At 72.3% G+C, this 19179-nt stretch carries 14 protein-coding genes; 10 read left to right on the forward strand and 4 right to left on the reverse strand.

The genetic code is table 11. The features are described from left to right. Positions 1–14 precede the first annotated feature (14 nt). Positions 15–1580 (reverse strand): S8 family peptidase, encoded by a 1566-nt coding sequence (locus tag HII36_RS31475; RefSeq protein ID WP_217370202.1) that lies wholly within the window; start codon positions 1578–1580, stop codon positions 15–17. 221 nt (positions 1581–1801) lie between these two features. On the opposite strand from HII36_RS31475, the gene HII36_RS31480 reads away from it, so the two are divergent. From HII36_RS31480 to HII36_RS31500, 5 genes are all read left to right on the forward strand, one after another. Beyond that, complete coding sequence (locus HII36_RS31480) at positions 1802–4678, forward strand: ATP-binding protein (RefSeq protein ID WP_173526921.1); 2877 nt, start codon at positions 1802–1804, stop codon at positions 4676–4678. A 111-nt stretch (positions 4679–4789) separates the two neighbouring features. Then, positions 4790–6253, forward strand: a complete 1464-nt coding sequence (locus HII36_RS31485; RefSeq protein WP_217370203.1) for a trypsin-like serine protease — start codon at positions 4790–4792, stop codon at positions 6251–6253. A 115-nt stretch (positions 6254–6368) separates the two neighbouring features. After that, entirely contained in the window at positions 6369–8765 is a 2397-nt protein-coding gene (locus tag HII36_RS31490; RefSeq protein ID WP_236004049.1) for an ABC transporter ATP-binding protein, read from the forward strand. Between the two features lie 53 nt (positions 8766–8818). Then, the gene (hutU, locus tag HII36_RS31495; RefSeq protein WP_217370204.1) at positions 8819–10468 is read left to right on the forward strand and encodes a urocanate hydratase; all 1650 of its coding nucleotides are present in this window, start codon (positions 8819–8821) and stop codon (positions 10466–10468) included. Positions 10469–10559: 91 nt separating this feature from the next. Continuing rightward, entirely contained in the window at positions 10560–11396 is an 837-nt protein-coding gene (locus tag HII36_RS31500; protein WP_173526924.1) for a MurR/RpiR family transcriptional regulator, read from the forward strand. Here the strand turns inward: HII36_RS31500 and HII36_RS31505 are convergent. Genes HII36_RS31505 through HII36_RS31515 form a run of 3 tightly spaced genes read right to left on the reverse strand, consistent with a single transcriptional unit; the run spans position 11373 to position 13617 of the window. Then, complete coding sequence (locus HII36_RS31505; protein WP_173526925.1) at positions 11373–12125, reverse strand: ABC transporter permease; 753 nt, start codon at positions 12123–12125, stop codon at positions 11373–11375. The genes HII36_RS31500 and HII36_RS31505 overlap by 24 nt on opposite strands. After that, positions 12122–13075 (reverse strand): ATP-binding cassette domain-containing protein, encoded by a 954-nt coding sequence (locus HII36_RS31510; protein ID WP_173526926.1) that lies wholly within the window; start codon positions 13073–13075, stop codon positions 12122–12124. Before HII36_RS31510 ends, HII36_RS31505 begins: the two co-directional genes overlap by 4 nt. 8 nt (positions 13076–13083) lie before the next feature. Next, positions 13084–13617, reverse strand: a complete 534-nt coding sequence (locus HII36_RS31515; protein WP_173526927.1) for a PadR family transcriptional regulator — start codon at positions 13615–13617, stop codon at positions 13084–13086. Positions 13618–13673: 56 nt separating this feature from the next. Between HII36_RS31515 and HII36_RS31520 the strand changes: the two genes are divergently transcribed. From HII36_RS31520 to HII36_RS31540, 5 genes are all read left to right on the forward strand, one after another. Further along, the gene (locus HII36_RS31520) at positions 13674–14360 is read left to right on the forward strand and encodes an SDR family oxidoreductase (protein WP_173526928.1); all 687 of its coding nucleotides are present in this window, start codon (positions 13674–13676) and stop codon (positions 14358–14360) included. 33 nt (positions 14361–14393) lie between these two features. After that, positions 14394–15641 (forward strand): allantoate amidohydrolase, encoded by a 1248-nt coding sequence (locus HII36_RS31525; protein WP_173526929.1) that lies wholly within the window; start codon positions 14394–14396, stop codon positions 15639–15641. Continuing rightward, positions 15632–16954: a formimidoylglutamate deiminase gene (locus HII36_RS31530; RefSeq protein WP_173526930.1), complete on the forward strand. Its 1323-nt coding sequence runs from the start codon at positions 15632–15634 to the stop codon at positions 16952–16954. The genes HII36_RS31525 and HII36_RS31530 overlap by 10 nt, the downstream gene beginning before the upstream one ends. Next, on the forward strand, positions 16951–18099 hold the full coding sequence (hutI, locus tag HII36_RS31535) for an imidazolonepropionase (RefSeq protein WP_173526931.1): 1149 nt from the start codon (positions 16951–16953) through the stop codon (positions 18097–18099). Before HII36_RS31530 ends, hutI begins: the two co-directional genes overlap by 4 nt. A 103-nt stretch (positions 18100–18202) precedes the next feature. Next, positions 18203–19144, forward strand: a complete 942-nt coding sequence (locus HII36_RS31540; RefSeq protein WP_173526932.1) for a sigma-70 family RNA polymerase sigma factor — start codon at positions 18203–18205, stop codon at positions 19142–19144. The last annotated feature ends 35 nt before the right edge of the window (positions 19145–19179 follow it).

Raw genomic sequence — 19179 nt, forward strand, 5'->3', positions numbered from 1 at the left:
GGCCGGGGTGGCGGTCAGAAGGTGATCGACCAGGCGTCGACCACGCCCGTGTCGTAGGAGTACACGTCGCGCACCCGCAGCCGCCACGTGCCGTTGCGGTCCTCGGCGGTGGTGTTGACCGGGAACGTCTGGTGCACGCCGCCGGCCGAGCCGACGCCGCCCGCGGCCTTGAGCACGTACGCGGCCCCGCTCGGCGCGATCAGGTCGATGGCCAGGTCACCGGTGTAGGTGTGGGCGATGTCCACCTTGACGTTCGTGGTGGCCGAGCCCTTGCCCGGGCAGTCGGTGACCGTGATGGCGCTGGTGACCGCGGCCCCCGCGTCGGGGATCTGCACGTCGTCGCCGTTGGCGCCGCCGGCGCACGTCGGCGTCGGGTCGTTCATGAACGAGATGTTCAGCAGCTTGTTCGGCGAGCCGCTGCCGGCGTTCTTGACCACGTTCGGCGTGGCGTGGTCGGTCAGCGCGGCCGAGACCTGGTCGGGGGTGGCGCCGGGGTGTCCGCTCAGGTACAGGGCGGCCGCGCCGGCGACGTGCGGTGAGGCCATCGAGGTGCCGTTCATGACCGTGGTGCCGCCGCTGTTGGAGGTGGAGGTGATGGACGATCCCGGCGCGAACACGTCCAGGCAGGAGCCGGTGTTGGAGAACGACGAGCGGTTGTCCGAGCTGTCGGTCGCGCCCGTCACGATCGCCTGCGTCACCCGCGAGGGCGTGTAGTTGCAGGCGTTGGCGCCGTTCTGGTTGCCCGCCGCGACCACCGTGGTGATGCCGGCCGACACCGCCCTGCGCACCGCCTCGTCGAAGGCCGGGTCCGGGTCGCTCCAGATGCTCAGGTTGGCCACGGCCGGCTGCCGGGCGTTCTGGATCACCCAGTCGATGCCCGCGATGATCTCGGAGTTGGGCGCGCTGCCGTCGCAGCCCAGCACCCGCACGCCCACCAGCCGCACGCCCTTGGCCATGCCGTACGTGGCGCTGCCGATCGTGCCGGACACGTGCGTGCCGTGCCCGTGACAGTCGTTGGCGACGGCGTCGTCGTCGATGAAGTCGTAGCCGTCCACCGCCCGGCCGCCGAAGTCGGGGTGCGCCTTGTGTATCCCGGTGTCCAGGACGTACGCCGACACCTCGGCGGCCTGGTTCGGATAGGTGTACGTCCTGCTCAGCGGCAGGCTCGCCTGGTCGGTGCGATCCAGGCCCCAGGTCGGGTTCTGCTGCGTGTCGGCCAGGCGGGAGATCCGGTCGGGAGCCACGTACGCCACGGCCGGGTCGGCGGTCAGCCGGGCGGCGGCCCGTTCGGTCAGCCTGGCCGCGAAACCACGCAGCCCGGCGGTGTAGACGTGCGAGACGGCCGCGCCGTACCTGCCGGCCAGATCACCGGCCCTGGCCCTGGTGACGGCGGCCTTGGCCTGGGCGTCACGCAGCACCACGATGTAGCCGGACTCCGTCTCACCGGCGGCGGCCAGCGCCTGCCCAGGCGCCGCGGCCGCCAGGCACACCACGGCGCCCACCAGAGTGGCGGCCACGGCGCGGAAGATGCCGTAGCCGCCGTAGTCGCGGGCCCTGAGCGTGAGTGATCGGTCTGCCACGGGGGTTTCTCCGTTCGGTAGCCGGGGGGTTCCGGAGAACCATCCGCCTCACCACGAACGGGCATCAATCCGGGAAACCATAGGTAGCCGATACGTGATTCATGCGTGGCCGCGTAACATGTCGAACGCGAAACGTGTTCAGCAGTGTCAGCGGCAGTGTTCGACCGCAGTGCCAGCAGCAGTGTTCGACAGCAGTGTTCAACCCGGGCAGGGGCATGCGCATGGCCACCGTTCCGAGACGACGACAGGCGGGTTCGTTACGCACGACCTCCCCGGTGCTCGTCGGCCGCGCGCGCGAGCTGGAGTCGCTGGCCGTCACGCTGTCCGGGCCGCCCGCCGTGGCCATGATCGAAGGCGAGGCGGGCGTCGGCAAGAGCCGCCTGGTGCGCGAGCTGACCGCCCAGCCGGTGCTGCGCCGCCTGCGCCTGCTGCAGGGCCAGTGCCAGTCACCACGCGAACCCTTCCTGTACGGCGCGGTGCTCGAAGCGCTCGGCCAGCTGTCCGGCGTCGCCTTCGCCGGGCTCAGCCCGGTGACCGGCGTGCTGCGCCCGCTGCTGCCCGAACTGTCCGACGTGCTGCCCGAGCCGCCGGAACCCGCCGGCGACCCCAGGTCGGAGCGGCACCGCATGTTCCGCGCCATCCGCGAGCTGCTGTCGGCCGCCGGGCCCGCCCTGCTGGTCGTCGAGGACCTGCACTGGGCCGACGACGGCACCCGCCACCTGCTGCGCTTCCTCATGGCCGACCCGCTGCCGAACCTGGGCGTGGCCCTGACTTACCGGCGCGAGGAGGTGCCCGGCGGAGTCCCCCTGGGCGCCGCCTACCGGCCGCCGCCCGGCGTGGCCAGCGTGCTGATCGGGCTGGAGCCACTCGAACGCGCCGAGGTGCGCCAGCTCGCCGCCGCCATACTCGGCGAGAGCCACATCTCCGCCGAGTTCGCCGCCAAACTGCACGAACGCACCGCCGGCCTCCCGTTCGTGGTCGAGGAGACCCTGCGCACGCTGCGTACCTCGGCCGGTGACGTGCATCTCGACGGCGCCGTCGCCCGCCAGCTCCTCGAACACGTCGAGGTGCCCGTCCTGCTGCGCGAGGCGATGGCCGAACGGCTGGCCGCGATGCCGCTGCCCGCCGTCCGGCTGGCGCAGGCCGCCGCCGTGCTGGCCGTGCCCGCCACCGCCGAGCTGCTGCACCTCATGACCGGGCTGACCGGGCAGCGGGCCAGGAGCGCGCTGGCCGCCGCGCTCGCGGCGGGCGTCCTGCGCGAGAGCGGCTACACCTACGGCTTCCGCCACGCGCTCGCCCAGCAGGCCGTCTACGACACACTGGCCGGGTTCGACCGGGGCCGGCTGCACGCGCGCGCCCTGCGCGTGCTGGAGCAGCAGCGTCCCCAGCCGCTGGTGCAGCTCGCCGAGCACGCCTACCAGGCCGGGTTCGACGACGAGGCACTGCGCTACGGCGAGCTGGCCGCCGACAGATCCGCCGAGATCGGCGACGCCTCCACCGCCACCCACCTGCTGCAACGCCTGCTCCGCCGGGCCGCGCTGCCCACCCGCGACGTCGACAGGCTGGCCATCAAACTCGGCCAGGTCGCCCAGACCGGCCTCGACCAGCTCGACCCCAGCGCCACCCTGGAAGGACTGCTGCGCGACGAACGCCTGTCCACCGCCGTGCGCGGCGAGGTGCGGCTGTCGCTCGGCCTCATGCTCATCCGGCAGCGCGGCAGCCTGCAGGCCGGGCGCGCGGCCATCCACAGCGCCCTCGACGAGCTGGACGAACGCCCCCACCTGCGGGCCAAGGGCATCGCCGTGCTCGCCCAGCCGTACTTCGGCACCACCCCGGTAGGCGACCTGCGCGGCTGGACCGACCAGGTACGCGGCCTCGTCGGGACGTTCACCGGCGAACCGCGCGTCTCGCTGCTGGCCAACCACCTGGCGTCCCTGCTGCACACCGGCGACCCCGCGGTGCTGCCCGGGCTGGCGCTGCCCGAGCCGGCCCTGCCCGACGCGCCCGCCTCGGCCGGCGAACGGCGCCAGCTCGCCCGCGCCCACTGCAACCTGGCCGACGCCTGCACCTGCATCGGCCACTTCCACCGGGCCAGGAGTCTGCTCAACAGCGGGCTCAGGCTGGCCGCCGACGCCGGCCCCACGTTCGTGGTCAGCACCGCCAGGTCCACCGGCGCCAGGCTCGACTGGTTCCTCGGCGACTGGGACGGCCTGGCCGAACGCGCCGCCGACCTGCTCGACGAGTACCACGACCTGTTCCCGGTGGCCAGCGAGCTGTCGCTGGTGCTCGGCCTGCTGGCCATCGTCAGGGGCGAGTGGGAGGAGGCCGAGTCCAGGCTGGCCGCCACCGGCGTGGCCAACCCCGCCGACGCCATCACCCCCGTGGCGCTCGGCGGCTACGCCGCCCTGGCGAGCCTGCGCCTGGCCCGCGGCGAGCACGACGGCGCGCTGACCGAGATCGACCGCGGCCTGCGCCTGGCCCGTGGCAAGGGCGTGTGGGCCTGGACCGGCGAACTCGTCCCGGTGGCGGTGGCCGCGCTGCTCGCCGGCGGACGTCCGGGCGAGGCCGCCGACCTGCTGGCCGACCTGGCCGCCGGGCTCGCCGACCTGGACGCCCCGCTGGCCGCCGCGGCGCTCGCGCACGGCCGGGCCCAGCTCCTGCACCACCGCGGCGACCTGAGCGGCGCGGTCGAGGCGTACGAGGCCGCGCGCCGGCGCTACGCCCGCCTGCCCGCGCCCTACCACCAGGCCCTGGTCGAGGAGCAGATCGCGCTGTGCAGCGGCAGCGCCGACCACCTGAGCGTGCTGGCCGACACCTTCACCGCGATGGGCGCCGCCCGCGACGCCGACCGCTGCCGCTACCGGCTGCGCGGCTACGGCGTGCCCCCGTCGTCGCGGCGCGGCCGGCGCGGCTACGGCAACCTGCTGTCCCCACGGGAACAGGACGTCGCCCGCCTGCTGGCCAGGGGCAGGACGAACCGAGAGATCGCCGAGGTGCTGTTCCTGTCGCCGCGCACGGTCGAGCAGCACGTCGCCAAGGTCCTGCGCAAGCTGGGCAAGGAGTCGAGGACCGACCTGATGGACGACCGCCGCCCCTAGAGACCGGCGCGCCGCGGCAAAGGTGCCGTACCCCTACGCATGCCGTCCCTTATTGTTCGGCCCCACCCCCTGATCGACAGTAGTCCGCGACTCCCCAGGGAAAGGACTACAGTGAACCCCCCACACGTACGGAGCCTGATCCCGCTGCTCCTCGCGGCCCTGCTGCTCCCGCTCGGGGCCGTCACCGCCGACGCGGCAGGCACCCGGCAGGCGGCGAACTTCGAAGGCGACACCGTCCCGGTCAAGGACCCGCGGGCCGGCGTGGCGTTCTACAACGGCCAGGACGCGACCGTCGACGAGTTCCCCGCGATCATCGCCGGCCTGCGCGAGGGCGGCACCCGCCCGCAGGGCCAGTCGTGCACCGGCTCGGTGATCGCCCCGCGCAAGGTCCTCATCGCCGCCCACTGCGCCGACGCCCAGGGCAGGAAGACCTTCCTGTACGGACTCGACGACCTCAACGCCACCGGCGGCTTCCGCACCGAGGTCGTCGAGTACAAGAAGCACCCCAGGTACGTGAACTTCGACCAGGGCTACGACGTCGCCGTCGTCACCGTGGCCGACGACATCCCGGTGCCCGGCGGCCGCTACGCCACGTTCGCCACCTCCGCCGACGCCGGACTCGAAGCCCCGGGCAGGAACGGGCTCGGCTTCGGCTACGGCAAGAAGGACGTCGACGACGCCAGTCGTGACGTGACCCTGGACAAGGCCACGCTGCCCATCGTCAACGGCGACCAGCTCTGCCAGGGCGTCGGCGCGGGCTTCAAGTCGGCCACCATGATCTGCGCCGGATACAGCGACGGCCGCGTCACCATCCTGCCCGGGGACAGCGGCGGCCCGTTCATCGTGGACGGCAAGATCGTCGGCCTGGCGTCGTGGAGCCGCAGCGACTTCCGCTGGTACAGCATCTACGCCAGGCTCACCAACGACATGGGCGACTGGGTCAAGGAGCAGATCGGCGGCCAGCAGCCCGGCGAGTTCGGCGTGGGCGTCACGCCGAACGACCTCAAGGTCGCCCCCGGCAAGTACGTCTCCACCACCGTCACCACCACCACGTCCGGCGCGCCGGAGAACGTCGACCTGACGGCCACCGGCCTGCCCGCCGGGACCAGGGCGGTCTTCCAGCCCGCGACCGTGCAGACCGGGCAGACCGCCAAGCTCACGTTCGAGACCGCGGCGAGCACGCCCACCGGCCGGCACCAGATTACCGTGACCGCCACCAACGCGGACGGCGAGAGCGCGAACGCCACCGTCACGCTCACCGTCGGCGACGCCCCGACCGGCGAGGTCAAGGTCACCGTCAACCCCGCGTCGGCCTCGGTCAGGCAGGGCTTCTTCGCCCAGCCGACGATCACCGCGTCGGGCGGCACCGGCAACCTGAGACTGACCGTGTCGGGGCTGCCCACCGGCACGCAGGCGTTCGTCAACCCGAGCAGCGTCGGCCAGGGCGGCACCGCCACCGCGCTGATCTTCACCGGCTTCCAGACCCCGCCCGGCACCTACCCGCTCACCGTCAGGGCCACCTCGGCCGACGGCAAGACCGGCACCGCCACCTTCACCCTGACCGTCACCCGCTGACACCCTGACCGTCACCCGCTGACACCCCGGCTGAGGGCTCCGGAACCCCGGAGCCCTCATAACGTGTCTGAATAGTTACTGTACGTAATCGACGCTCCGGGTCGATGCTGCTGACATGGACGGATTCCTCGACGAAACCGACGGAGGGGTGACCGAGCTGCGGGTGCACGGAGTGTCGGGCACCCCGCCGGAAGGCATACTCAACCACCCGCACCCCCGGCTGGTCGCCGGCGACGGCACCACCGGCTTCTACCGGCGCTGGTGGCCGGGCGGCCGGCCCGAGGGCGCCGAGGCGGACACGCCGCGATCGCGGCACCGGGAGGCGTACGCGTGGGGCAAGCTGACCTCGGGCGGCCGCACGATCGCGCTGTGGCTGCTGCTGCTCCCGTTCGCGCTGGCCAACCTGGCCTACTTCATGCTGCCGCGCCCGGCACGGGGGCGCGGGCTGCGGAAACTGGCCGAGGCGGCGCAGCGGCTGTTCGCGTTGCTGCTCACCGGCACGCTGGTGGGCGCGGTCACCACGGCCGCCGTCGACCTGGTCGGCTGGCAGTGCACCGCCGCCGGCCGGGCCTGCGACTACGTCACCGCGCCCGGGTGGATCCACTGGATGGCGGTGCTCTGGGGCGAGCAGGAGTCGCGCCGCCTGGCCGTCACCGCGCTGGTGCCCGGCGCGGTGGTGGTGCTGCTGTGGTGGATCGCCCGCCGCACCTGGGTCAGGGACGAGACCACCGCCATGCTGCCCGGCCGGGCCGTGCGTCCCGGGCTGCCGCTGGCCAGGCCGCGGCTGTGGCACGGGCGGGCGCCGGTGTGGCGGCTGCGGATGGTGCACGTCGCCTTCGCCTTCGGCGTCGTGGGGCTGGCGGTGTCCGCGCCGTTCACCGGCTCGGCGGCGGGCCTGGCGATGCCGTTGCTGGCCAAGTACGTGGTTGACGCCTTCGGCGACGACCAGTCGATGGCCGGGCCGCTCATCGGATTGACCGTCGCGGTGCTGGTCGGGGCCGTGGTGTCGGCCGGGGGCATGTATCTGATGGAACGCGCCGGCGAAGGCATCGTGCTCGGTGCCCGGCGCCGGCTGGTCGACCGGATGCTCCGGCTCAAGGTGGCCGACGTCGACCGGCTCAAGCCCGGCGACCTGCTGTCGCGGGTGACCGGTGACACGACGTTGCTGCGTTCCGTGCTGACCAACGGCATCGTCGACTCCATCGGCTCGGTCTTCATGCTGGTCGGCGCGATCGTCATGATGGCCACCATGGACGGCGTGCTCCTGCTGGTCACCCTGCTGGTCGTGGTGGTGATCGGCGGCCTGGTCGCGTTGATCATGCCGAAGATCCAGCGGGCGCAGAAGGACGCCCAGGAGTCGGTGGGCGAGATGGGCGCGGTGCTCGACCGGGCGCTGCAGGCGTACCGGACGGTCAAGGCCAGCGGCGCGGAGGAACGCGAGATCGCGGTCGTCGGCGCGGCGGCGGTGCGGGCACGCGACCGCGGCCTGCAGGTGGCCGGCTGGACCTCGCTGGCCGGCGTCTCCACCTGGATGGCCGTGCAGATCGCGTTCCTGTGCGTGCTGGCCGTCGGTGGCGCCAGGGTGGCCTCGGGCACCCTGGAGGTGTCGGCGCTGATCGCGTTCCTGCTCTACCTGTTCTACCTGGTGGCGCCGATCGGGCAGCTCGTCGAGGGCGCCGTCCAACTGCAGCAGGGCCTGGCCGCGATGAAGCGGATCAAGGAGATCGAGGACCTGCCCGCCGAGCCGGTCGGCGCCGCGTTGCGGGAGAGCGTCCAGCCGGTGGGCCTGCGGTTCGACGACGTGGTCTTCAGGTACGGCGACGACCGCCCGGTGGTGCACGACGGCGTCACGTTCGAGGTGCCGCCTGGCGGGCTGACCGCGCTGGTGGGTCCGTCGGGCGCGGGCAAGTCCACCGTGTTCGCCCTGCTCGAACGCTTCTACGAGCACCAGAGCGGCACGATCGCCATCGACGGCCGCGACATCGGCGACTGGCCGCTGGCCGAGCTGCGGGCCGCGCTCGGCTACGTCGAGCAGGACGCGCCCGTGCTGGCCGGCACGCTCAGGGAGAACCTGCTGTTCGCCGCCCAGGACGCCACCGAGGAGGAGCTGACCCGCGCCATCGCGCGTACCCGGCTGGACGACCTGGTGGCCAGGCTGCCCGACGGGCTGGAGACGGCGGTCGGCCACCGCGGCGTGCTGCTGTCGGGCGGCGAGCGGCAGCGCGTCGCGATCGCCAGGGCGCTGCTGCGCAAGCCCAGGCTGCTCCTGCTCGACGAGGCCACCTCGCAGCTCGACGCGGTCAACGAGCTGCGGCTGCGCGAGGTCATCGCCGAGGTCGCGGCCGAGACCACGGTGCTGGTGATCGCCCACCGGCTGTCCACGGTGACCAACGCCGACCGCATCGTGGTCATGGAGGGCGGCGAGGTCAGGGCGGTCGGCACCCACGACGAGCTGGTCGGCCAGGACAGTCTGTACCGGGAGTTGGCCGCCACCCAATTCCTCGTCAGCTAACCGTTGTACTCTTCGAGTGACAAAGGTGAATGTGTTCATTCAGGAGGGTCACGATGAGCCGCATCGTGCGCGCGCCGCGAGGTACGACGCTCACTGCCAAGGGGTGGCCGCAGGAGGCGGCGCTCCGCATGCTCCAGAACAACCTGGACCCGGAGGTGGCCGAGCACCCCGAGCAGCTCGTCGTCTACGGCGGCTCGGGCAAGGCGGCCCGTGACTGGGCCTCGTTCGACGCCATGGTCAGGACGCTGACCACGCTCGAAGGCGACGAGACGCTGCTGGTGCAGTCGGGCCGTCCGGTGGGCGTCTTCCGCACCCACGAGTGGGCGCCCCGGGTGCTCATCGCCAACTCGAACCTCGTGCCCGACTGGGCGAACTGGGAGGAGTTCCGGCGGCTGGAGGCCGCCGGGCTCACCATGTACGGGCAGATGACCGCTGGCTCGTGGATCTACATCGGCACCCAGGGCATCCTGCAGGGCACCTACGAGACGTTCGCCGCGGTGGCCGCCAAGCGGTTCGGCGGCTCGCTGGCCGGCACGATCACGCTGACGGCCGGGCTCGGCGGCATGGGCGGCGCCCAGCCGCTGGCCGTCACCATGAACGGCGGCGTGGCCATCTGCATCGACTGCGACCCCCGCTCGGTGCAGCGCCGCATCGAGCACCGCTACCTCGACGTGCAGGCGGCCACCCTCGACGAGGCGCTGCGCCTGGCCTACGAGGCCCGGGCGGCGCGCCGGCCGCTGTCGATCGGCGTGGTGGCCAACGCCGCCGAGGCCGTGCCCGACCTGCTGGCCCGGGGCGCCGAGATCGACATCGTCACCGACCAGACCTCGGCCCACGACCCGCTCATGTACCTGCCGCTGGGCATCGCCTTCGAGGACATGGCCGCCGCCCGCGACAAGGACCCGGCCGGGTTCACCGAGCGGGCCCGCCACTCGATGGCCCAGCACGTCGAGGCCATGGTCGGCTTCAAGGACGCCGGCGCCGAGGTGTTCGACTACGGCAACTCGATCAGGGGCGAGGCCAAGCTGGCCGGCTACGAGCGGGCCTTCGACTTCCCCGGTTTCGTGCCCGCCTACATCAGGCCGCTGTTCTGCGAGGGCAAGGGCCCGTTCCGGTGGGCCGCGCTGAGCGGCGACCCGTCCGACATCGCCGCCACCGACCGCGCCGTCCTGGAGCTGTTCCCCGACGACGAGCCGCTGGCCAGGTGGATCAGGCAGGCCGGCGAGAAGGTGCACTTCCAGGGGCTGCCCGCGCGCATCTGCTGGCTCGGCTACGGCGAGCGCAACCTGGCCGGCGAGCGCTTCAACGACATGGTGGCCTCGGGCGAGCTGGCGGCGCCCGTCGTGATCGGGCGCGACCACCTCGACAGCGGCTCGGTGGCCTCGCCGTACCGCGAGACCGAGGCCATGGCCGACGGCTCCGACGCGATCGCCGACTGGCCGCTGCTGAACGCCATGCTCAACACCGCCTCGGGCGCGGCCTGGGTGTCCATCCACCACGGCGGCGGCGTGGGCATCGGCCGCTCGATCCACGCCGGTCAGGTGACCGTCGCCGACGGCACCGCGCTGGCGCGCGAGAAGGTCAGCCGGGTGCTCACCAACGACCCGGGCACCGGCGTGATGCGTCACGTCGACGCGGGTTACGACGAGGCCGCCCAGGTCGCGGCCGAGCGGGGGGTCCGCATCCCGATGCGCGAGTCCTGACGGCGTCACGGCGGGCGGCGCCTGGTCTCAGCCAGTGAGACCAGGCGCTCCCGCGGGATGAGAATGCCGGTCGTGATGCGTTGGAGGTGGCGTGGCGGACGGATATCGCGGTGGGCTGAGCGTGCTCCTCGACGGCCGGAGACTGTCGCCCGTGCAGCGGCGGATCGCCCACTACCTGTCCGAACACCTCGAAGAGGCGATCTTCCTGTCCAGCGTGGAGCTGGCCGAGCGGGCGGGCGTCAGCCAGCCGTCGGTGACCAGGTTCGCCATGGTGCTGGGGTTCGCCGGCTACCCGGAGCTGAAGCAGGCGCTGCGCCCGCTGGTGCTCGGCGGGGCGGTCGAGGCGCCGCAGGAGAGCCTGCTGCGCGGCGCCATCGACAGCGAGATACGCAACCTGGCCGTGGTGCGCGAGCGGCTGGCCGCCTTCCCGCTGAAGGAACTGGGCGAGTCGCTGGCCGCCACCGAGCCGCTGCCGGTGCTCGGGCTGCGCGTCTCGTGCGGGCTGGCCACCACGTTCGCGTACTACGCCCGGCGCATCCACCCCGACGTGCGGCTGCTCACCCACGGCGGCTCCGAGCTGGTCGACGGGCTGCACGCGGCCCGCAGGGCCGGGGCGGAATGGGTGGTGGCGGTGGTGCTGCCGCGCTATCCCAAGGAGGCCGTGCACGCCCTGGAGTACGCGGGGAAGCTGGGGCTCAAGGTCGCGGTCATCACGGACAGCCCGGACTTCCCCGCCGACGTGGTGCTCGACGCGCCGGTGGGCGACCGGCTGGTGTTCGACTCGCACGCGGCGCCGCTGGCCCTGGCCATGGCCCTGGTGGAGGCCATGGCCGACGCGGCGCCGCTGCGTACGCAGGCCAGGCTCGAGGAGTACGAGCGCATGACCGACGAAACCGGCGTCTTCCTATCCGGCGATCTTCCGCAGTGAGCGCATCGACCAGGTCAGGGTCAGCACGGCCAGCGCGGCGAAGAGCGCGAACGAGATCGGGATCGCCGAGTCGCCGAGCTCGCCGGCGAACATCGCCCGCCCGGCCTCGACCGCGTGGAAGAGCGGGTTGATCGGGGCGAGCGCCTGCATCCAGCCGGGCGCGTGCTCGTTGATCGGGATGAACATCCCGGCGAGCAGCATGATCGGCAGCATGAAGAGCTGGAGCGTCTGCGACATGCCGTTCTCGTCGCGGATGGTCAGCGCCATCGCCTGCGACAGGCTGGAGGCGAACAGCCCGGTCGCCGCCATCAGCAGGAGCAGCAGCACCAGTTCGAGCGCGCCGATGGTGAGCCCCATGAGCATGGCCACGACCAGCACCAGGATCGCCTGCACGACCAGCACCACCATGTCCTTGGCGACCCGGCCGAGCACGATGGCCGGACGCCAGGCCGGGCTGACCGCGTAACGCTCCAGCGACCCGTTGCGCAGCTCGGCGAGCATGCTGAAGCCGGAGAACAGCGAGCCGAAAACGGCGATCATCATCATCGCCGCCGGGGTGAACGTCCGCAGCGCCTCGACCATGGTGCCGCCCGCCTCGAAGGGCCTCAGCAGCGGCGCGAACATGACCAGGTACAACACCGGCTGCAGAATGCCGAACAGCGGCCAGATCGGGTTGCTGAACGCCTTCTTCATCTCGTACCCGAGGAAGAGGAGGGTGTGGCGGATCATGAAGCGGCTCCAGCGTCGCGGAGGGAGCGGCCGGTCTTGGCCAGGAACACGTCGTCGAGCGTGGAGCGGTCGAGCGCGATCGAGGTCAGCCCGATGCCCTGCTCCTCCAGGGCGCGCAGCAGCGCGGGCAGCGTGTGCTCGCCGTCGTCCACGTAGACGCGCAGCACGTCGTCGTCCACGCGGGTCTCGCGGGCGAACGGCTTGAGCGCCTCGGCGGCCCGCTCCAGGTCCTTCACCCGGAGCGAGACGACGTCGCCGGAGACCTCGCGCTTGAGCCCGTCCGGGGTGCCCTCGGCGACGATCAGGCCGTGGTCGACGATCACCAGCCGGTCGCAGAGCACGTCGGCCTCGTCCAGGTAGTGGGTGCTCAGCAGCACGCTGGTGCCCAGCTCGCGCAGCAGCTTGATCTGGTCCCACAGGTTCGCCCGGTTCTGCGGGTCGAGCCCGGTGGTGGGCTCGTCGAGGAACAGCAGCGGCGGCGCGTGCACCAGGCCGAGCGCGATGGCCACGCGGCGCTTCTGCCCGCCGGACAGGGTGCGCCCCGGCCGGTCGGCGATCTCCTCCAGGTCGAACCGCTTGAGCACCTCGGCGGTCGCCTTCGACGGGTCGGCCACCCCGTGGATCTTCGCCGCCAGCATGATCTGCGCCCGCGCGGTGACGGTGTCCTCCACCCCGCCGGCCTGGCTGACGTAGCCGAGATTGCGCCGGACCGCGCCGGCCTCCTTGAGCAGGTCGTGGCCGGCGATCGTGGCCGTGCCCGAATCGGGGGTGATCAGGGTGGCCAGCATCCTGATCGTGGTGGTCTTGCCCGCGCCGTTCGGCCCGAGCACCCCGAAGATCTCGCCCTTCTCCACCCGCAGGTCCACGCCGCGGACGGCCTCGACCGTCTGGGCGCCCTTACGGCTTCTGGTGGTGAAGGTCTTCGTTAAGCCCTGTGCATCGATGATCATGAATCTCCTCAGGGGAGGTCGCCGTCTTTCACCTTCTTCACTGCCTTTTCGCACCATTCGAGCTGGACGCGCAGCATGCCGGCGTTCAGCTCCAGGTTCTCGTCCGTGTGCCGCGGCGCGCCGAACTGCTGTTTCGTGCCCTTGGCACGTTCGGTCATAGCGACCATCAGCCTGAGCTGCTCGACCCTGGCCTCCAGCGCACGCAACAGCTGCGACCGGTCGAGACGGTCCATGTACATGACCGCGACCTGGAACGGGTCGACGATCGGCCGCAGCTCCACCCAGTACGACATGAGCATCCGGTGGAACTCGAAGCGGCCGTCGTCGGTCACCGCGTAGACAGTGGATCCGCCCTTGCCGCTCTCGACCACTTCGAGCAGTCCCTCGTCGGCCATCTTGCCCAGGCCGTGGTAGATCGAGCCGAACGCGACGTTCGCCCAGGTGTCGGTGCCCCACGTCTCCAGCTGCCTGCGGACCTGGTAGCCGTTCAGCGGCCCGTCGAGGAGCGTGCCGAGGATGAGGATGCGCGTCGAGGACGACATGTGCTCAAGTTTGTATTCAAATTTGAGTGCGTGTCAAGGTCATTAAGCTGACGGCCATGACTGAACGACGATCAGCGCTGGTCACCGGCGCTTCCCGGGGCGTCGGCGCGGCGATCGCCCGGGTGCTGGCGCCCACGCACGACGTCATCCTCGGCGGCAGGGACGAAAACGCGCTCGACGCCCTGGCCGCCGAGCTGCCCGGCGCGCGGCCCTGGCCGGTCGAGCTGACCCGGGTCACCGCCGCCGACCTCGACGCCGTCGACCGGCTCGACGTCCTCGTGCACAGCGCCGGCGTCACCCACCTCGGGCCCATCGCCGGCCAGCCGATCGAGGTGTGGCGCCGGACCATGGAGCTCAACCTGTTCGCGGTGGTCGAGCTGACCAGGCTGCTGCTGCCCGCGCTCCGGCGGGCCGGCGGGCACGTGTTGTGCGTCAACTCCGGCGCCGGGCAGCGCGCGAACCCGGGCTGGGCCTCGTACGCGGCCAGCAAGTTCGCGCTGCGCGCCTTCGCCGACGCGCTCCGCCAGGAGGAGCCCGAGCTGCGCGTCACCACCGTCTACCCCGGCCGGGTGGCCACCGACATGCAGCGCGGCGTGCGCGAGCAGGAGGGCGGCGCGTACGAGCCGGAGAAGTACCTGACGGCGGAGAGCGTCGCCCGCGCCGTGCTGGCCGCGATCGAGGCCGGGCCCGACGCGCACCTCACCGAGCTGACACTCCGGCCCAGTGCGGGCCCGGTCACCTGACCGCTGAATGAATCCATTCACTACAGTGGATCCATGCTTGAGCAACTCGCGCACGTAGGACGAGATCCCGCCACCAACGGCTACATCAGAGACGCCTGGTCGCACGCGGACCTGGAGCTGCGCGAGTGGTTCGCGGGCGAGGCGGCCAGGCGCGGGCTCGACCTGCGCGAAGATCGCAACGGCAACCTCTGGGCCTGGTGGGGCGACCCGTCGCACCGGCCCGGCGTGGTCACCGGCAGCCATCTCGACTCGGTGCGCCAGGGCGGCGCGTTCGACGGGCCGCTCGGCGTCGTGTCCGCCTTCGCCGCGCTCGACCTGCTGAAGGAGCGCGGCTTCCAGCCGGTGACCCCGCTCGGCGTGGCCTGCTTCACCGACGAGGAAGGCGCCAGGTTCGGCGTCCCCTGTGTCGGGTCGCGCCTGCTGACCGGGGCGCTCGCGCCGGAACGCGCGCTCGCGCTCACCGACGACGACGGCGACACCCTGGCCGAGGTCATGACCAGGGCCGGGCGCGAGCCGCGGCTGATCGGCCGCGACGACGAGACGCTGGCCACCGTCGGCACGTTCGTCGAACTGCACGTCGAGCAGGGCCGCGCGCTGCACGGCCCGGTCGGCGTGGCCAGCGCCATCTGGCCGCACGGCCGCTGGCGCTTCGACTTCCTCGGCCAGGCCAACCACGCCGGAACCACCAGGCTGGGCGACCGCGACGACCCGATGCTGCCGTTCGCCCGCATGGTGCTGGAGGCCCGCGCGGCCGCCGCCCGCTACGGCGTGGTCGCCACCGTCGGCAAGGTGCGCGTCTCACCCGGCAACGCCAACGCGGTGCCCGGGCAGGTCTCGGCCTGGCTCGACGCCCGCGGCGCGAACGAGCGCGACGTGCGCGAACTCGTCGCCGAGCTGACCGACCACGCCGCGGGCGCCGCCGACGACGTGGCGCTGCGCGGCGGCATCGAGAACGGCGGCGGCGTGGCGGCCCGCGGCGGCGCGGCCGGGTCCGGCGTGGACGTCAGCGAGGAGTCCTGGACCCCGGTCGTCGACTTCGACGCCGCGCTCAGGGACCGGCTGGCCGCCCTCGTGGGAGACGGCGACACGCCCGCGCAGATCCTGCCCACCGGCGCCGGGCACGACGCGGGAATCCTGGCCACGGCGGGCATTCCGAGCGCGATGTTGTTCGTCAGGAACCCCACCGGTGTCTCCCATTCACCAGAAGAGCACGCCGAACAGGCAGACTGCGAGTCGGGGGTCGTGGCACTCGCGAACGTGCTGGAGGATCTGTGTCGCTGACGTACTGGTGCGAACAGGCCTGGCTGCCCGACGGCGTCGCCGACGGCGTGCTCGTCGAGATCGAGGGCGACAGGATCGTCGGCGTCGGCCGGGGCGCGCCCGGCGGGGCGGAACGCCTGGCGGGGCTGACCATCCCCGGGCTGGCCAACGCGCACTCGCACGCCTTCCACCGGGCCCTGCGCGGGCACACCCAGCGCGGCTCCGGCGACTTCTGGACCTGGCGCGAGCAGATGTACGAGGTCGCCACCCGGCTCGACCCCGACACCTACCTGGAGCTGGCCACCGCGGTCTACGCCGAGATGGCGCTGGCCGGCGTCACCTGCGTGGGCGAGTTCCACTACCTGCACCACGGCCAGGGCGGGCGGGCGTACGCCGACCCCAACGCCATGGGCCACGCGCTCGTCGCGGCGGCCCGCGCGGCCGGGCTGCGCATCGCCCTGCTCGACGCCTGCTACCTGTCCGGCGGCATCGGCAAGCCGCTCACCGGGCCGCAGCAGCGCTTCTCCGACGGCGGCTCGGCGCGCTGGGCCGAACGCGCCGAGGCGCTGGCCGCCGCTTACGAGGGGCAGCCCGACGTGGAGATCGGCGCCGCTATCCACTCGGTGCGCGCGGTGCCGCCGGAGCAGATGCCCGCCGTGGCCGAGTTCTCGCACCGGCACGCCGCGCCGCTGCACGCCCACGTCTCCGAGCAGCGTGCGGAGAACGCCGCCTGCGTCGAGATGTACGCCGCATCGCCGGTGCAGGTGCTGCACGAGCACGGCGCGCTCGGCCCGCGCTCGACCGCCGTGCACGCCACCCACCTGTCGGCCGCCGACATCGAGCTGCTCGGCCAGTCGGGCACCTACGTCTGCATGTGCCCGACCACCGAGCGCGACCTGGCCGACGGCATCGGCCCCGCCCGCACGCTGAACGACCGCGGCTCGGGCATCACGCTCGGCTCCGACAGCCACGCGGTGATCGACCTGTTCGAAGAGGCCCGCGCGGTCGAGCTGGACGAGCGGCTGGCCAGCGAGAAACGCGGCCACTGGACCGCCGCCGACCTGCTGACCGCCGCCACCGGCGCCGGGCACACCTCGCTCGGCTTCCCCGACGCCGGCCGCCTCACCCAGGGGGCCTGGGCCGACCTGGTCTCGGTGCGCATGGACACCGTGCGCACGGCGGGCGCGAGCGGGCTGGAGGCCGTGGTGTTCGCGGCCACGGCCGCCGACGTGCACTCGGTGATCTCCGGCGGACGCAGGATCGTCAGCGACGGACGGCACGAACTGGGCGACATCGGATCCAGACTGGCCAAGGCGATAGGACAGGTGCGATGAGCACGACCCTGATCGACGGAATCGGACTCCTCTACACCGGCGACCCGGACCGGGAGGAGATACCCGACGCCGCGCTGGTCATCGAGAACGACCGGGTCGCCTGGGTCGGCCCGGCGGCGCGGGCGCCCGACGCCGACGCCCGCGTGGACGCCGCCGGCCGGGGTGTGATCCCCGGATTCGTCGACAGCCACGCGCACCTGGTCTTCGCCGGCGACCGCACGGCCGAGTTCCAGGCCCGCATGTCGGGCGAGTCGTACACCGGCGGCGGCATCAGGACCACGGTCGCCGCCACCCGCGAGGCCAGTGACGCCGAGCTGGCCACGCACGCGCTCGCCCTGGTCGAGGAGATGCTCAGGCAGGGCACCACCACGGTCGAGATCAAGAGCGGCTACGGGCTGTCCGTCGCCGACGAGCGGCGCGCGCTGGAGATCGCCACCGGGCTGACCGACGAGACCACGTTCCTCGGCGCGCACGTGGTGCCCGCCGGCGTCGACGCCGACGACTACGTGCGGCTGGTGAGCGGCGAGATGCTCGACGCCTGCGCACCCTACGCCAAGTGGGTGGACGTCTTCTGCGAGCGCGGCGCCTTCGACGGCGACCAGACCAGGCACATCCTGGCGGCCGGCATGAAGGCAGGGCTGCAGGCCCGGGTGCACGCCAACCAGCTGACCGAGGGGCCTGGCGTGCGCATCGCCTGCGAGCTCGGCGCCGCATCGGCCGACCACTGCACCCACCTGACCCCGGGCGACGTCGAGGCGCTGGCCTCGTCCGACACGGTGGCGACGCTGCTGCCCGGGGCGGAGTTCTCCACCCGCTCGCCGTACCCGGACGCCAGGCGGCTGATCGACGCCGGGGCCACCGTGGCGCTGGCCACGGACTGCAATCCGGGGTCGTCGTTCACCTCGTCCATGCCGTTCTGCGTGGCGCTGGCCGTGCGCGAGATGCGCATGACGCCGCTGGAGGCGATCAGGGCGGCGACGTACGGCGGGGCACGCGCGCTGCGCCGTACGGACGTAGGCTGGATACGTCCCGGAGCACGGGCGGACCTGGTCGTGCTCGACGCCCCCTCCTACGTTCACCTCGCCTACCGTCCCGGTGTACCCCTGATTCACCAGGTGTTTCAGGGCGGTCTCCTCCTTGAGTAGGACATCCAGAACCCTCCCTCTGGCGTAGCTGTTTAGGGAATCTTTGCCTGTGGCCGGACGTTGGCCGGGTATAGAACGCAGCTGCGGAACGAGGTGCCTGGGGATGGCAAGGCCTACGGGGAGTCGCACGCAGGAGCAGCACGTCGCTGATCGCGATCTGCTGGGGACGTACCTGGCGGAGATCGGCAGGGTCCCGCTGCTCACGGCGGAGGAAGAGGTGGAGCTCGCCAAGCGGATCGAGGCGGGCCTCTTCGCCGAGCAGCTGCTCGACAGCGGCGGCTCGGAGCCACGGATCGGGGACGTGGCGGACGAGGAGCTGGAGCGCCTGGCGATCTCCGGCCAGCGGGCGAAAGACGAGTTCATCCAGGCGAACCTGCGCCTGGTGGTGGCGGTGGCCAGGAAATACTCCGGCCGGGGGATGCCGCTGATCGACCTGGTCCAGGAAGGCAACCTGGGCCTGGTGCGCGCGGTGGAGAAGTTCGACTACAAGCGTGGGTACAAGTTCTCGACGTACGCGACGTGGTGGATCAGGCAGTCCGTGGGGCGCGCCATCCACGAGCAGGCCCGCCCGGTGCGGCTGCCCACGCACGCCGGGGAGCAGATGACCCGGCTGATGCGGGTGCGGCGCGACATGCTCGCCGAGTTCGACGTGGAGCCCACCGACGACGACCTGGCCGGCATTCTCGACCTGCCCATCGAGCGGGTGCGCGAGCTGCGGCGCTGGGCGTCCGACCCGGTGTCACTGCAGCTCGGCGTGGGCGACGAGGACGAAACGGAACTCGGCGACATGATCGCCGACGAGACCTGGGCCGACCCCGAGCAGCAGGCCATCGAGATCCTGGAGCGCGAGCGGCTCGACCAGTGGCTGACCGACCTGGAAGGCGACACCAGCGAGATGCTGCGCTGGCGCTACGGGCTGGTCGACGGGCGCGAGCACACGCTCACGGAGGTGGGGGAGCGCTACGGGATCGGCCGCGACCGGGCCCGGCGCATCGAGCGCGACGCGCTGGCCCGCCTGCGCAAGATGGCCACCGCCGCCGCCTGACCTCCCGGTCTTAGCGCGCCCGCCTGAGCCCCCGG

The sequence above is a fragment of the Nonomuraea antri genome (genome assembly GCF_013283785.1).
Lineage (GTDB): Bacteria > Actinomycetota > Actinomycetes > Streptosporangiales > Streptosporangiaceae > Nonomuraea > Nonomuraea antri.